The organism is Rheinheimera sp. ATLC3 (assembly GCF_059429535.1).
Genome location: NZ_CM182103.1, coordinates 1670048 through 1685433, shown reverse-complemented (window position 1 = coordinate 1685433; position 15386 = coordinate 1670048). Strand labels below are relative to the sequence as shown.

Sequence of the window (15386 nt, the reverse complement as noted above, 5' to 3'; positions counted from 1 at the left end):
CTGCATTAGGTCGCAAGCTTTGGTTTTTTGCTTTTCAGTGCCTGCAGCAACAGGTTGTATTTGTGCCACTCGGCTTTGCTTAACTGGTTAAGCTTGGCCCGTAGCGCCAGTTCATCCAGTTGCTTTTGCAGATACTGATCTTCAATAAAATAAAATGTGTCGATAAACTCCTGCGACAGCTGTTCGGGCTCGATCTGGTGTTCCCAGGCGGCCAGCGTCATCAGGATGCTGTGTTCAGGTAAATCCCGCCATTGCTCAAGTAACTGGGCTGTGGTTAACCCGGGCTCTTGCTGCAACCGTTGTTGTATGGCCAGCAGTAAGTTAATACCGGGGATATCTGCGTCTGCCAGCTCCGGCGCATCAGGCATTACCTTCACTAAATGGGGATACTGCAGCAATAAACCAATAGCCCGGCGCATTGGTGTAATTTTCATTGTGGCGGGTGTTATCCGGTTAGGTGCCCGTTTTACTGCTGCTTTCGTCCGTTCCCGTGGTTTACCCAGCAGGTTAGCCAGTTTGTCGCTTAAACTGTCGCGATAAAATTCACTGGGAATTTGTTTAATCAGTTCGGCGGCTTTAACTGACAATGCCGATTTTCCTGCGTCTGTCGCCGGATCAAATTCCTGGATCAGGTGTTCAAAAAAGTATTGGTTCAGCGGTGTTGCCGCCGCAATACGCTGCAAAAAAGCGTCTTTGCCTTCTTTTTGCACCAGTGTGTCCGGGTCTTCGCCATCGGGTAAAAACACAAAGTTAAGTTCCACCCCGTCTTTTAACTGCGGCAGCGCATTTTGCAGGGCACGCCAGGCTGCATCACGTCCGGCACGGTCGCCGTCATAGCAGCACACTACTTTGGGCGTGTAGCGAAACAGCGTATGCATATGATCTGACGTCGTGGCGGTGCCTAAGCACGCGACGGCAAAACGGATATCATGTTCGGCCAGTGCAACAACGTCCATGTAGCCTTCTACTACCAGTACCTGTTCTAAGTGCCCCGGCTGCTGGCGTGCTTCGTATAAACCATACAGTTCGCGGCCTTTATGAAATAAGCGGCTTTCCGGCGAATTCAGGTATTTAGGGGTACCGTCTCCAAGTACCCGGCCACCAAAGGCAATAACACGGCCGCGTTTATCGCGGATAGGAAACATTAACCGGTCGCGGAAAAAATCGTACTCGCGGCCATTGTCGTTACGGTTAATAAGTCTGAGTTCAACTAACTGATCGCGCAGGGTTCTGTTATTAACCGGGCTTAGCTGCTTTAGCAGATTATCCCAGCCGTCTGGTGCATATCCAATCGCAAAGTCGGCGACTGTTTTCTCGCTTAAGCCGCGTTTGGCAATATATTGCCGTACCTTTTGCGCATCTGGGTGCTGTGTTAGCTGCTGCTGATAAAACGCAGCGGCTTGCTGCATTAAGGTGTAATCATCGGCATGTGCTGCAGGCCGTGCCTTAGCCGCCCCTTGCTCACGTGGTACGTCCAGATGGTGTAGCTGCGCCAGCTCTTCAATCGCCTCTACGAATTCCAACTGTTCAAACTCCATCATAAAGCTGATGGCGTTACCGTGCGCACCGCAACCGAAACAATGATAAAACTGTTTATCGGGGCTGACAGTAAAAGAAGGTGATTTTTCGCTATGAAACGGGCAACAGGCGGCGTAATTTCTACCGGCTTTTTTAAGCGGTACGCGCTGGTCAATCAGTTCGACGATATCGGTGCGGGCCAGTAATTCGTCGATAAACTGTCTTGGGATTTGTCCTGCCACCTTTTTCCTTCGGCGTTATTCAGAAAAAGACAAACCGTGCCTTGCGGGCACGGTATGCAGATATCAACTTTGCAATATCACGACGGGCTCTTCAATGCTGATATTTATCAGCAGACAGCACCGTGGTCGTACAGCGGGTAAGCTAAGCGACGCTTAGTACAGCTTGATACGACGTGCGTTTTCGCGAGACAGCTTCTTAGCGTGACGCTTAACAGCTGCTGCTTTTTTACGCTTACGGATCCAGGTTGGCTTCTCGTAGAATTCTTTTGCGCGAACGTCAGCTAATACACCAGCTTTTTCACATGAGCGCTTGAAACGACGTAATGCTACGTCAAACGGTTCGTTCTCTTTTACTTTAACAACAGGCATTAAATTCTCACCTCAGGGCCAAATTGGTTATCTCTGAACCAATACGATTAAAAATGGTGCGGCATTTTACGCAAAAAGACAGGGTGATGTAAAGCAGTTCTGCGATCTAAATCCGATCCTCTGGCTCTGCGTGGGCTGAGCCGGTACAATGCGCGCTATTTTAGCGGATTTGAGACACAGATGCGAGTTTTAGGTATAGAAACGTCCTGCGACGAAACCGGTATAGCGATCTATGATGACCAGCAGGGGTTGCTCAGTCATGTACTATATAGCCAGATCCCATTGCATGCTGACTATGGTGGTGTGGTGCCTGAGCTGGCGTCGCGTGACCATATCCGTAAAACCATTCCGTTAATTAAACAGGCTTTAAAAGAAGCCGGTTGCCAAGCTGCCGATATTGATGGCGTGGCTTATACCGCAGGCCCTGGCCTTGCCGGTGCGCTACTCGTTGGCGCGGCTATTGGCAGGTCGCTGGCGATGGCGTGGAATAAACCGGCACTGGCCGTGCACCATATGGAAGGCCACTTACTGGCACCGATGCTGGAAGAACGTTCGCCAGAGTTTCCTTTTCTTGCGCTTTTAGTGTCGGGTGGTCACACCCAGTTAGTGGCGGTAGAAGGTATTGGCCGTTACGAGTTGCTGGGTGAATCTATTGACGATGCCGCCGGTGAAGCCTTTGACAAAACCGCCAAGCTGATGGGGTTAGATTACCCGGGCGGCCCTTTGTTGGCGAAGTTAGCAACACAAGGCGATGCGAAAAAATATAAATTCCCCCGGCCGATGACCGACCGGCCCGGTTTGGATTTTAGCTTTAGCGGCCTGAAAACCTCTGCTGCCAATGTGATAGCTAAAGAAGGTAACAGTACTCAGGTACAGGCGGATATCGCTGCGTCGTTTCAGCAAGCGGTGGTGGATACGCTGGTAATTAAATGTGAACGCGCATTGCAGCAAACCGGCTATAAGCGGCTGGTGATTGCCGGTGGTGTCAGTGCGAACACATCATTACGTGAGCAACTGGCAGTGTTATTAAAGCGCTATGGTGGTGAAGTGTTTTATCCACGCAAGGAGTTTTGTACGGATAACGGCGCTATGATCGCGCTGGCCGGGTATTTTCGTTTAGCCGCAGGGCAGCAGCAGGACTTAACGATTGGTGTCACGCCACGCTGGCCAATGCAGGATTTGCCAGCGGTGTAAACATTACAATCAATGCGGCGTGTGCGGGCTTTGAGTAGTGGCCCTGCGAGGCTGAAGGTTGGAATCACGATTTGGGCACCACAGAGTGTTTGAGCGAACGCGCAAGCGGTAGCGAGTTGCTGTGGTGAGCCAAAGCGGGAGTTGCAACCGGAAGCTATAGCGAATACCGAGTTAAGCTACTCGCGAATGCGCTTGGTCTTATCCCACACTTTGCTTTCTTTACCCTGCCACAAGCGCACTATGTTTTCACGGTGGCGCAGAATAATCAGCACGCTGAGCATCGACACCGGTATCGTATACAAAGGCTTGATAAACCAGGTAAACACCGGTGCCAAGCTCACCGTCAAAATGGCTGCCAGTGATGAATAGCCACTGAGCGCGACAATTACCAGCCAACTGCCTATCAATAAGCCCGCCAGATCCAGACCAATTGGCATCATAGCACCAAAAGCTGTTGCCACTGCTTTACCGCCTTTAAAGCCAAAAAATAGCGGAAAGATATGCCCAACACAGGCGCAGATTGCGATTAAGCCTAAATACAGCGGTTCTATTTTCAGAAAATAGGAGCCCCACACCGGGATAGTGCCTTTTAAAATATCAAACACTAATACCAGCACGGCAGGAACTTTGCCGCCTAAGCGCAGCACGTTGGTTGCACCGGGGTTGCCGGAGCCATGTAAACGGGGATCGGGTAAGCGGAACAGTTTGCTGACCAGCACTGCCGACGAAATGGAGCCACAAAGATAGGCTGCCAGCATCATAATTCCAATCAGCGGGGTCATTAAGGCGGTTCCTCAGCACCAGTTTTTACGTTAAGATTGCAGCCTGATTCAAGGCCTGCAGAATATAGGTTTTCAGCGGTTTTACCTATCCGACCAGCCTACCTGAAACGAGAAATAACGCAATGCGGATGTAACTGAATGGACATAGTTTTTATAAAACAGCTACAAGTAGACACCGTTATTGGCGTTTACGACTGGGAAAAGACCATTCAGCAACGGCTTTTTCTTGATTTGGCCCTGACAACCGACACCAAAGCGGCGGCTGCAGGCGATGACATCAAGCTGACACTGGATTATGCCATTATTGCCGACAAGGTAACGGCACTTGTCACAGCACAACCGATAGAGTTGATTGAAACCGTCGCAGAGCGTGTAGCCGCTATGTTATTGCAGCAGTTTGCCACCAGCAAAGTTGAAGTAACCGTCAGTAAGCCTGGTGCAGTAGCGCAGGCACAGACGGTTGGTGTACACATTATCCGGAGCCGCAACTGATGGCTCGGATTTATATCAGCATTGGCAGTAATATTAATCGTCAGTTTCATATTCAGGCTGCAGTCAGCGCGTTGCAGCAACACTTTGGCGCCGTGCAGTTGTCGTCAGTATATGAGAGTGAAGCCGTTGGCTTTAGCGGTGATGCCTTTTATAACCTGGTGGCCTGTGCAGATACGGACTTGCCAATAGCCGACTGTGTCGCGTTGTTTAAACAAATTGAAGACAGTTATGGCAGAGACCGTAGTGCGCAGAAGTTCAGTGGCCGTACCCTGGATTTAGATTTGCTGACTTATGACGACGTGGTATGCCAGCAACCGGTGGAGTTGCCACGGGCAGAAATTACTGAAAATGCGTTTGTGCTTTGGCCGCTGGCAGAGCTAGCGCCTGACAGGTTGCATCCGAAGACCGGTTTGTCTTACGCCGGGTTATGGCAGCAATACGAGAAAAAACAAAAATTATGGCCAGTGCCATTTGAATGGAGTGCGCAGCAGTGAGTACAGTGGAAGTGATTATTCTGGCTATTATTCAGGGCCTGACCGAGTTTTTACCTATTTCATCTTCTGCCCATCTTATTCTGCCCTCCGCGATATTGGGCTGGCAGGATCAGGGGCTGGTGTTTGATGTTGCGGTACACGTCGGTACTTTACTGGCAGTAATGCTGTATTTTCGCCGTGATATCGCTCAGTTAACCGTCGGCTGGTTTCAGAGTCTGGGTGGGAAACACACCACCGAAAGTAAACTGGCGTGGTGGGTGATACTGGCGACGATACCGGCAGGCTTGGCCGGTTTGTTGGCCGCTGATTTGATAGAAACCTTTCTGCGCTCGCCCTATGTGATCGCGGTGACGACTATCGTGTTTGGCCTGGCGTTATGGCTGGCAGACGTGACGGCAAAACAGCAACAAACAATGGAGCAGTTAAGCTGGAAGCAGGCACTGCTGATTGGCATTGCCCAGGCGATTGCGCTTATTCCGGGTACCTCGCGCTCTGGTATTACCATGACAGCAGCGTTAATGCTGGGGTTGGACAGGGTAAGTGCAGCGCGTTTTTCGTTCTTATTATCTATTCCGATCATAGTGCTGAGCGGCGGCTATCAGGCGTCTAAGCTACTGTCTGAACCTACGCACTATGATATCAATGCGATAGCGCTTGGTACCGGCTTGTCATTTATCAGTGCTTTTATCTGTATACACCTGTTTTTAAAAGTGATTGAGCGCATGGGTATGCTGCCTTTTGTAATTTACCGGCTGATTTTAGGTATAACCTTACTGCTGGTGTTAAGCAGCACCGTTTAAGGTGCTGTATCTGCGTTATAGCGTGCTTTGGCTGAGCTGATCGCATTCAGCCTGGCGCGTTCCAGCCCTTGCTTAATTTGTTCACCTTTTAAGCCTTGTGCCAGTAACGCCTTGGCATTCACTTGCAAAGCCGCACTGGCCAGCAGATGTAAATAATCTGCTTGCGGATACGCGGCTTTTTCAAAGCCAGTGCGACCGCGCAAATCGGCTTCGCAGCTTAATAATATCGCTTCCAGTTGTTGCGGTTTACGCCATAAATCTATCGCATTAAACAGTTTCAGCACTGTGTTACTTTTCAGTTCGCGGGCGCGGTGGATGATCTGGTGGTACTCACATACCAATAGCGCCAGATCGCGGCAATCGTTCGGCACCCGTAAACGCTGGCACAGCTGCTTAATTAACGGTAAGCCGGTATGTTCATGGCCGTGATGCGCTGGCCACAGCTCAGGTTTGGTGACACCTTTGCCTAAGTCGTGCACTAATGCTGCAAAGCGAATGTCGAGCCGGTCAGATAACAGTGCGGCTTGTTGCACTACCATTAGCGTATGCACGCCGGTATCAATTTCCGGGTGCCATTGCGGCGGCTGTGGCACGCCCCACAGTGCGGCCAGTTCGGGCATCAGTACCTGTAAAGCGCCGGTTTGTTGCAGCAAATCAAAATAGGCTTGAGGCGTTTTTTCGCTAAGCGCTTTGGCGGTTTCCTGCCAGACGCGCTCTGCCGCCAGCGTATCAAGCTCTGAGCTTAGCTGGCGCATCAACTGCATGGTTTGCGGCGCAACGGTAAACCCCAAATGAGCATAGCGGGCGTAAAACCGCGCAACACGCAGCACACGCAGTGGATCTTCGGCAAATGCATCCGAAACATGGCGCAGCACTTTATTTTTTATGTCGTCTGCACCGTGAAAAGGATCAACCAGACTGCCGTCATCTGCCTGGGCAATAGCGTTTATTGTAAGGTCGCGGCGCAGCAGGTCCTGTTCCAGCGTGACATCCGGTGCAGCATAAACGCTGAAGCCGGTATAACCTTTGCCACTTTTTCGCTCGGTTCGGGCCAGCGCATGCTCTTCTTTGGTATCGGGATGCAAAAATACCGGAAAGTCTTTACCCACTTGCTGATAGCCCAGAGCGAGCAGTTGTTCGGGGGTAGCACCGACCACGACCCAGTCCCGCTCATGAAACGGATACCCTAAAAGACTGTCACGTACTGCACCACCGACCAGATATCGTTGCACCTGCTTTCCTGTTGCTGGATTTTTTGCCATTATACCCGTCGTCTTTCAAAATGCACGGCCGCAGCACGTTGCAGCGCCCCAAGTAGCAGGATGCAGTATGTATACCGGATTTTTCGGTCTGAGCAGTGCCCCGTTTTCGATAGCCCCTAACCCGGAGTTTATGTATCTGAGCCCGCGCCATGCAGAGGCGCTGGCGCACTTGCGGTTTGGCTTGGGTGAGGCGGGCGGCTTTGTGTTGCTGACCGGCGAGGTAGGAACGGGTAAAACCACAGTATCCCGCTGTTTACTGCAGGAGCTGGACGATCGGGCTGAGGTGGCGTTTATTCTCAATCCCACATTGTCCGAGCTGGAATTGCTTGGCGCTATTTGCGACGAGTTGAAAATCCGTTATAAAAAAAGTGATGCCAGCCTGAAGTTACTCGGCGATAAAATCAAAAACCGTTTACTGAAAAACCATGATACCGGTAAGCATACGCTGCTGATTATTGATGAAGCCCAGCACCTGCAGCCTGCTGTGCTGGAGCAATTACGGCTGCTGACTAATCTGGAAACCAATACCCGCAAGCTGCTGCAGGTTATTCTGATTGGCCAGCCGGAGCTACAGCAATTGCTAAAACGCAACGACTTACGTCAGCTGGCGCAGCGTATTACCGCCCGTTACCACTTGTTGCCACTCGATCTGGATGAGGTAAAACAATACCTTAAATTCCGCTTGCAGGTAGCAGGTTGCAGCCGGCCGGTATTCAGCGACGCTGCGGTCAAACGTTTGTTCCAGCTAAGTGGCGGTATTCCAAGGCTACTTAATCTGATGGCCGATCGGGCTTTACTTGGTGCTTATGGTCAGCAGCAGGCGATTGTCAGCGAGAAAATGGTCAAACACGCTGCCAGTGAAATACTACCGCTGTCAGATCAGGTAAACCAGCGGGCTTTACCTGCCTGGTTCTGGCCTGTGTTGGGGGTTTGCGCTATAGTGCTGGGCTTTAGTCTGGCGCTGGTGCTGATGCCGCTGTTGCAACACGGCTGACAGGCGAGCACTTTTCGCATAAAAGGTAGTGAACAAGGTTATGTCTATTTTAATGGCTGCATTAAAACAGCAGCATCATTCAGATCCTGTACCTGACAAAACCAGCACTTACTGGCGTAAGCTGGCGTTGGTATTGGCCTTGTTACTGGCGCTTTTGACCGGTGCTGTTGCAGCATATTTACTGGTACCGCTACTACAGCCTGCGCCACAAACTAAGCCGCAACCCGAGGTTGAGCCCGCAGCTGCTGAGGCTATTTTGCAGGCACTGCAGACAAAAAATACTCATGACAGTGCAGATAACAAGACAGCTGTTATTGGCGTGAACACCAGCCCGGCAGAAATAGGCTCAGCACTGAACCAGGTCGTATCACCAGCGCCGCAGCCGGTGACCGAGCAATTTAGCTCACCGCCACCGGTAAAAACCATGACTGCCGGCAGTGCAGCTGCAGAGCCAAAGCCGATGGCTGTAACCAAAGACGTTGCGGCGGAACCGGTGGAGGTGTCATCTGAGCTGCGCGACAAGTTCGCTTCAGCATTAAAAGCGACAGAGCAAAGCAGCCGTAGCCTGGCCAGACGAACCAACGAGGCTCCTGCAGTTGATATCAGCGAGCTGGATGCCAGCTTACGTCAGCAAATACCCGCATTACGGTTTGATGCTCATGTTTATGCCACTACGCCAAGTCAGCGCTGGGTAAAAGTAAATGGTAAAACGCTACAGGAAGGGCAGTGGGTGACGGCTGATATCCGCATTAAAGAAATTACGCCGCAGTTTGTGCTGCTGCAGTACGGTAATCAGCTGTTTAGTATGACGGCACTTTCAGGCTGGCCTGACTAAACCTGCATGATAAATTCATTAAAAAACTTTTTCAGGTCAATACCATAGTCTGAGGCATCGACAGCAGACTTTATCGCATCATCGCACTTCGGGTTTGCCAAATCGACCGTCAGCGGCGGCAGATAACAGCGCCTTTTGGTATGGTAAAACACTTTAACGACCGGGCAGGTCAGGCTGCTGGGGTTGTTTTCCAGCACCAGCGCCAGTTTTTCACTGTCCATCAGAACTAACGTGCCCGGTGGATACATACCAATAGCGGCAATAAATTGCTTAACCAGCTCCAGATCAAAATGCGCAGGGCTGTCACTGCGCAATATTTTTAGGGCTCTGACACAGCTTTGACCGCTCTTATAAACCCTTTGGGCGGTAATAGCATCATAGGTATCGACTATTGCGATCATGCGGGCATGTAAGGATATCTGCTCTTGTTTCAGACCTGCCGGATAGCCTCTGCCATCCATGCGCTCGTGGTGATTTGCCGCTACATCCAGGCTGATTGGCGAGATACCTTCAGTTTGCTGCAGAATATCGCGGCTAAACTCAACATGCTGGCGCATAACAACAAATTCGTCATCTGTTAAGCGGCCCGGCTTGTTCAGAATGGCATCGGGTACTTTTATTTTACCGATATCATGCAGCAGAGCCCCTGTGGCCAGCTCTTCAATTGTGGGTTCGTCCAGCTTCAGGTACTTGGCAAAAATAGTCATCAAAATAGATACATTGACCGAGTGTTCAAGCAGGTAAGCATCTTTCTCACGCATCCGGCTGATGCAGAGCAGTGCATCCTGATTGCGGAACACCGAATCAATAAAGCCTTCGGCACAGCGGCGAAAATCAGCAACGTTAATCGCTTTACCGTTAGTAATGTCAGCAAAAGCACGTTTTTGCAGTGACTTGGCTTCTGAATACAGAGCTTTTGCTTTCTTGATTTCCTGCGCCATGCTGAGCTTTTTCATGCTCTGACGGGCTGTCAGTGATGGAGAATCTGCAGCGGTGGTTACCATGTTGAACTGGCTGCTGTCATCGACTTCCAGTTCGGTGGGCTGCTGCCTGGCAGGGTCAATGCTAAGCTGTGTGACACCTTTACTGCGCAACAGTTCTATCTGGGCCGGGTTGGATATTAATCCTTGTATTTTTAGAGCCTTACCTGAGGATGTTTGTGCATTTACCACATACATACCGCTGGCTAACTGCGCTATATTAATTGTTTTCAAGTACTGCTCATTTCCACTCAGGCAATTGTTAACATCTTAGAGCGGCTGTTGTGCTTATTCAAGCAGCTTATATTAGCTAATGGTAAAATTTAGATGTAGTTGCGCACATCCAGGCCGTATTTTTTCAAATCGACGCAGCTGTCAATTTGCTCTTCCTGTTGGCGGGAAAGGTCCAGTATCCGGGCTGGCAGGTGATGCTGATGCGCACTGTGATAAAATATCTTCACCTTAGGTAGCAGCGGCTTTTTCGCACTGTTCTCCAGCACCAAAGCCAGTTTTCCGCTGGTCAGTTTGACGACAGACCCCGGCGGATAGATACCGATACATTTGATAAACAGCTGCAATAACTCGGCATCCAGTTTGTGTGGTGTGCGTTCAAGCAACAAGCGGGACGCCGCCAGCGGGCCCAGCTTACTATGTTGTGGTGAGGTCAGTTTTTCGTAATTATTGACAATAGCCAGCATCCGGCTGCCTTTTTCTATCTGGCCGGCGCTGATCTTTGGTGAGCCACTGCCATCCAGATGCGCACAATGCTGGCTAATCCATAACGAGATTTCACCCGCCAGATTAGCTGTTTTTTGCAGCGCATTCAGACTAGCCGGAATGGCCATATAGTCTTCTGCCTGCAAATAGTCCGGGTTCAGTGCTTTGCCGATATCATGCAGCAATGCAGCGGTGATCAGCGACTGCACTTTATGTGTCGGCATATTCAGATGTCGGGCAAAGGCCGCCATATAGACAGCACAACTAATGCTATGCTGTAAAAGGCTGTCGCTTTGCTCGGCAATGCGGTTTAAACACAGTAATACATCCTGATTACGTGCTATAGAATCGGCCAGGCCGGCGCTGACTTCATGCACCAGTGTCAGGTCAATCATATTGTTATGACGCACTGCATCGAGCATCTGCCGCTGCACTTTTTGCGTTTGTACCAAAGCACGCTCAGCTTTTGGCCACTCATCGCTGAACAGTGCTCTGGAACTGTGTTCGTCGTCAATATTGGTGGGTTCTGCAGCTGGGGGGGCTTTAGTCTCTTCGAGTTTTTTTTCCGGATCGGTCAGAACAACCTGTACACCCTTGCGGCGCAGTTGCTCGATAGCTGCGGGTGTGCGCACCCAGCCGGCATGTTTAACGATGACATCACCGGTTTGCTGTAACACCTGAACCACATAGCTACCTGGCTGCAAATCGGCTATGTGTACTTCCTGATATGCCATCTTCCGCCTAACCCTGCCTACTTCACAATCAGCCGCGTAGTATATCTGAACCGGCTTAACTATAAATTAACAACGAGATAATTTGTCATAATACTGCGATAGCACGGTATATACCATAGCATAAAGCCCGCAACAGCGGGCTTTATCATGACATAAGTGGCGTTATCAGCCGATATTGTCAGCCATTGTCATCAGTGACGCATTACCGCCAGCTGCTGTGGTGTTAATGGTGATGGTTTTTTCTGTCACCAGACGGTGCAATAATTGCGGCCCTGCCGGTGCGGTGATCAGTGGCAGTATGGCGCCTTCACGCGCTGCCAAAAGTTCGGCACATAAAGGTTTTACAGCACTGCTAACGTCTATCATCGCCCCTGCCAGATCCTGGTGTGCCAGCAGAGTTGTCAGGCAGTCCAGCCGCACCACAGACACCAAATGTTGTGGCATGCCAGCTTGCTGCAGCGCCTTAATGCAGGCTTCCGCTTCGGCCATGTCGGCATCTTCTACCGCTGTAACGACAGCGTTACCTGCTGCCAGTGCGGTAATAATCGCCAGTAACCAGTGGCTGAACGCCGCTGATTCGTCACGCACCAGCGCCAGCACACCACGCGGGTCCAGCACCAGCACATTGCTCTCACCTGTTGGGCCGGGCAAAGCGATAGGCTTTTGCAGTTCGCGCTCTACCCGTGCCAGTTTTTGCTGGGCAAGCGTTAAAACCTGCTCTAAGTCCGGTTCTTGCTTGCTGACGACGGTATTTGCTGCCAGTGATGCCATAAACTGACGCAACACAGAGGTGCGTTGATTTATCGACTGCAGTGACCACTGTTGTTGTGCGCTGATAGCCGCTGGCATGGCATAGGCAACTGCACTACTGGTTGTTTCACTCAGCAGGCGATGGCGCTTGGCGTCATCCAATGCTGCACAGCTAACATCCGGGTTGTCTTTAACTAACCGTGTCAGATACAGTGGGCCGCCTGCTTTAGGACCGGTGCCTGATAAACCGCGGCCACCAAATGGCTGCACGCCAACGACAGCACCTATCATATTACGGTTAACGTAGATATTGCCGGCTTTAATATCGCGGGCTATACGGCGGGTAAACTGTTCGATCCGGCTGTGTACGCCCATTGTCAGGCCATAGCCTGTGGCATTGATCTGATTGATAATATTATCCAGATCATCTGCTTTAAAGCGGATGATATGTACCACAGGGCCGAACACTTCCCGTTCCAGCACGGTTAAATCAGCAATCTCGTACAGGCGTGGTGCAAAGAAATAATGCCGGTCACCTGCTGGGATCTTGCATTCATAATGTAAGGTGGCTTTATCACTCAGATACTGCACATGGCTGCTTAAGCGCTCGTGGGCTTTGGCGTCAATCACCGGGCCCAAGTCTGTACTGAGCCACTGAGGATCGCCGACATGCAACTCAGCCATGGCGCCTTTTAACATGGTAATAATTTTATCTGCCACGTCTTCCTGCAGGAACAATACGCGCAGTGCAGAGCAGCGCTGGCCAGCACTTTGGAAGCCTGATGAAATCACATCGTCTACCACCTGCTCAGGCAGGGCAGTAGAGTCGACAATCATACAGTTCTGGCCGCCGGTTTCAGCAATTAGCGGCACCGGCTCACCGCCACGTTCTGCCAGTTTACGTGCAATCCAGCAGCCGGTTTCGGTTGAGCCGGTAAACATCACACCCTGAATACGGCTGTCTGGCACGATATGCTCGCCGACCTGACGGCCCGGTGCGATAACTAATTGCACGACATGCTCTGGCATGCCGCATTGACGCATAATTTCAACAGTACGGATGGCAATTAAACTGGTTTGCTCTGCCGGTTTGGCTACCACGGTGTTACCGGCGACAATAGCAGCGGCTACCTGGCCTAAGAAAATGGCCAGCGGGAAGTTCCACGGGCTGATACATAAAAACACGCCACGGGCCTGTTGTGGCTGTGCAAGCAATTCTTCGGCACGGGCAGCATAGTAGCGGCAGAAATCTATCGCTTCGCGCACTTCAGCTACGCTGTCGCCCAACGTTTTACCGGCTTCTTTTACACACAGTGCCAGTAGCTCGTTACGGTGCGTTTCCAGTGCATCACCAATGCGGCGCAGTAATGCTGCACGCTCGGCGACATCCGTTGCTGACCAACTGGCAAAAGCGGCATCGGCATTGGCCAGGATCTGCTGCATCTTGTCTTTATCGGCATATTGCAGATAACCAATCACTTCATCCAGATTAGCTGGGTTGGTTACCGGTACGGCATCCGGCTGCACTGCAATGTCTTTAACGCTGTCAAACCATTGCGTCAGTGCTGCTTTTACCGGCTCTAACTGGTCTATGTCGGTTAAATCCAGGCCGTTAGAGTTTTTACGCTCGCTGCCATAAAGATCTGCCGGCAGCGGGATCTGGCGGTTGCGCTTCTTCGTCCAGCCGCGTACCGTTTCAACCGGGTCACTCAGCAGTGATTCAACCGGAATAGTTTCATCGACAATGTTATTTACGAATGAACTGTTGGCGCCATTTTCCAGTAACCGCCGCACCAGATACGCTAACAGATCAGAATGCTCTCCCACCGGCGCATAAATGCGGCATGGGATCTTGTCTTTTATTACAATTTCATCGTACAGCGCATCGCCCATACCGTGCAGGCGCTGGAACTCAAAGCCGGTGTAGTCTTTGGTCATTTCCATAATGGTGGCAACGGTGTAAGCATTGTGCGTCGCAAATTGCGGGTAAATACTGTCGCGATAGCTAAGCATTTTTTTCGCACAGGCCTGATAAGACACATCGGTTGACGGCTTACGGCTGAATACCGGGAAGTCACTGAAACCCTCAAGCTGGCTCAGCTTGATTTCGGTATCCCAGTAGGCGCCTTTAACCAGCCGTACCATCATTTTTCGGCCCACTTTTACCGTTAAATCGCGCAGCCATTCAATAACATGAATGCCGCGTTTCTGATAAGCCTGCACGGCCAGGCCAAAGCCTTCCCAGCCATCCAGTGCCGGATCACTGAACACAGCTTCAATAATATCCAGTGAAATATCCAGCCGGTCGGCTTCTTCGGCATCAATGGTAAAACCAATATCGTAGGCTTTGGCCGCTAACGCCAGCTGTTTGACTTTCGGAATAAGCTCGTCGATAACACGGTCACGGTGGCTAAATTCATAGCGTGGGTGAATGGCAGATAGTTTCACCGAGATGCCCGGGCTGTTAAACGGGCCGCGGCCATTCGCGGCTTTACCTATGGTATCGATAGCGCGCATATAGCTGTCAAAGTAACGCTCTGCATCGGCCATCGTGCGGGCGCCTTCGCCCAACATGTCATAAGAGTAGCGAAAGCCTTTGGCTTCCATGTCAGCGGCGCGCTCCAGTGCGGCACCAATAGTAGTGCCCATAACAAACTGCGCGCCCATAATTTGCATCGCATAGCGCACTGCCTGGCGGATCACGGGTTCGCCCAAGCGGCCACAGGTACGTTTTAACAGACCAAACTGTTGTTTCTTTTGTTCATCAGAGTAGTTCACCAGCTTACCGGTTAACAATAAACCCCAGGCCGAAGCATTAACGAAAATCGAGCTACTGTTACCCAGGTGAGAGCTCCAGTCGCCCTGTGATAACTTGTCGCGGATCAGGCGGTCGGCAGTGGTTTTATCAGGTACCCTAAGCAGGGCCTCGGCCAGACACATCAGCACCAGGCCTTCTTCGGTTGACAGCGAGAATTCATTTAGCAGCGCATCTACACCACCTTTACCTACCTGCGCCTGACGGATAGTCAGTACTAGCTGGCGCGCACGCTCCCAGGCCCGGCTGCGGGCATTAACACCAATATCGGCCAGCGGTAGCAGGTAATCCAATACCTTATCTTCATCGGCACGATAGAAATCACGAATAGTTTGACGCAGCGGTTGAGTGGCAACCAGGGAACCGTTATACAGCATGGCAGATAGCTTCCTGACAAGATTTGAGAAT

Annotated in this window: 13 protein-coding genes; 6 read left to right on the top strand and 7 right to left on the bottom strand. The window is 51.1% G+C overall.

All coding sequences use genetic code 11. The annotated features are described in order from the left end of the window. Positions 1 to 5 precede the first annotated feature (5 nt). Positions 6 to 1760: a DNA primase gene (gene dnaG, locus AC5SV9_RS07865; RefSeq protein WP_475147828.1), complete on the bottom strand. Its 1755-nt coding sequence runs from the start codon at positions 1758 to 1760 to the stop codon at positions 6 to 8. A 153-nt stretch (positions 1761 to 1913) separates the two neighbouring features. Continuing rightward, positions 1914 to 2129 carry a 30S ribosomal protein S21 gene (gene rpsU / locus AC5SV9_RS07860; protein ID WP_027671378.1) on the bottom strand — a complete coding sequence of 72 codons (216 nt, stop codon included), beginning with the start codon at positions 2127 to 2129 and terminating at the stop codon, positions 1914 to 1916. Positions 2130 to 2309: 180 nt separating this feature from the next. Here rpsU and tsaD point away from each other — a divergent pair, with 180 nt between their 5' ends. After that, positions 2310 to 3323 (top strand): tRNA (adenosine(37)-N6)-threonylcarbamoyltransferase complex transferase subunit TsaD, encoded by a 1014-nt coding sequence (gene tsaD, locus AC5SV9_RS07855; protein ID WP_475147825.1) that lies wholly within the window; start codon positions 2310 to 2312, stop codon positions 3321 to 3323. 176 nt (positions 3324 to 3499) lie between these two features. On the opposite strand, the gene plsY is transcribed toward tsaD, so the two are convergent. Then, entirely contained in the window at positions 3500 to 4105 is a 606-nt protein-coding gene (gene plsY, locus AC5SV9_RS07850; RefSeq protein ID WP_134059133.1) for a glycerol-3-phosphate 1-O-acyltransferase PlsY, read from the bottom strand. A gap of 138 nt (positions 4106 to 4243) precedes the next feature. Between plsY and folB the strand changes: the two genes are divergently transcribed. Genes folB through AC5SV9_RS07835 form a run of 3 tightly spaced genes read left to right on the top strand, consistent with a single transcriptional unit; the run spans position 4244 to position 5891 of the window. Further along, a complete protein-coding gene (gene folB / locus AC5SV9_RS07845) occupies positions 4244 to 4597 on the top strand; it encodes a dihydroneopterin aldolase (protein ID WP_475147822.1) in 354 nt (117 codons plus the stop codon). Next, on the top strand, positions 4597 to 5091 hold the full coding sequence (gene folK, locus AC5SV9_RS07840) for a 2-amino-4-hydroxy-6-hydroxymethyldihydropteridine diphosphokinase (protein ID WP_475147819.1): 495 nt from the start codon (positions 4597 to 4599) through the stop codon (positions 5089 to 5091). The genes folB and folK overlap by 1 nt, the downstream gene beginning before the upstream one ends. Continuing rightward, positions 5088 to 5891, top strand: a complete 804-nt coding sequence (locus AC5SV9_RS07835) for an undecaprenyl-diphosphate phosphatase (RefSeq protein ID WP_475147816.1) — start codon at positions 5088 to 5090, stop codon at positions 5889 to 5891. The genes folK and AC5SV9_RS07835 overlap by 4 nt, the downstream gene beginning before the upstream one ends. Here the strand turns inward: AC5SV9_RS07835 and AC5SV9_RS07830 are convergent. Continuing rightward, positions 5888 to 7123 (bottom strand): multifunctional CCA addition/repair protein, encoded by a 1236-nt coding sequence (locus AC5SV9_RS07830; RefSeq protein ID WP_475147814.1) that lies wholly within the window; start codon positions 7121 to 7123, stop codon positions 5888 to 5890. The two genes, AC5SV9_RS07835 and AC5SV9_RS07830, sit on opposite strands and share 4 nt — an antisense overlap. A gap of 97 nt (positions 7124 to 7220) precedes the next feature. Between AC5SV9_RS07830 and AC5SV9_RS07825 the strand changes: the two genes are divergently transcribed. Both AC5SV9_RS07825 and AC5SV9_RS07820 read left to right on the top strand, forming a co-directional pair. Next, the gene (locus AC5SV9_RS07825; RefSeq protein ID WP_475147811.1) at positions 7221 to 8147 is read left to right on the top strand and encodes an ExeA family protein; all 927 of its coding nucleotides are present in this window, start codon (positions 7221 to 7223) and stop codon (positions 8145 to 8147) included. A 40-nt stretch (positions 8148 to 8187) separates the two neighbouring features. Next, entirely contained in the window at positions 8188 to 8982 is a 795-nt protein-coding gene (locus AC5SV9_RS07820) for a general secretion pathway protein GspB (RefSeq protein WP_475147809.1), read from the top strand. On the opposite strand, the gene AC5SV9_RS07815 is transcribed toward AC5SV9_RS07820, so the two are convergent. The 3 genes from AC5SV9_RS07815 to putA all read right to left on the bottom strand — a co-directional run bounded on the left by AC5SV9_RS07815 (position 8979) and on the right by putA (position 15355). Beyond that, positions 8979 to 10196, bottom strand: coding sequence for a cyclic di-GMP phosphodiesterase (locus AC5SV9_RS07815; RefSeq protein ID WP_475147807.1), 1218 nt, complete (start codon positions 10194 to 10196; stop codon positions 8979 to 8981). The two genes, AC5SV9_RS07820 and AC5SV9_RS07815, sit on opposite strands and share 4 nt — an antisense overlap. An 89-nt stretch (positions 10197 to 10285) precedes the next feature. After that, positions 10286 to 11413, bottom strand: coding sequence for an HD-GYP domain-containing protein (locus AC5SV9_RS07810; protein WP_475147804.1), 1128 nt, complete (start codon positions 11411 to 11413; stop codon positions 10286 to 10288). A 165-nt stretch (positions 11414 to 11578) separates the two neighbouring features. Next, positions 11579 to 15355: a bifunctional proline dehydrogenase/L-glutamate gamma-semialdehyde dehydrogenase PutA gene (gene putA, locus AC5SV9_RS07805; protein WP_475147801.1), complete on the bottom strand. Its 3777-nt coding sequence runs from the start codon at positions 15353 to 15355 to the stop codon at positions 11579 to 11581. Positions 15356 to 15386 lie beyond the last annotated feature (31 nt).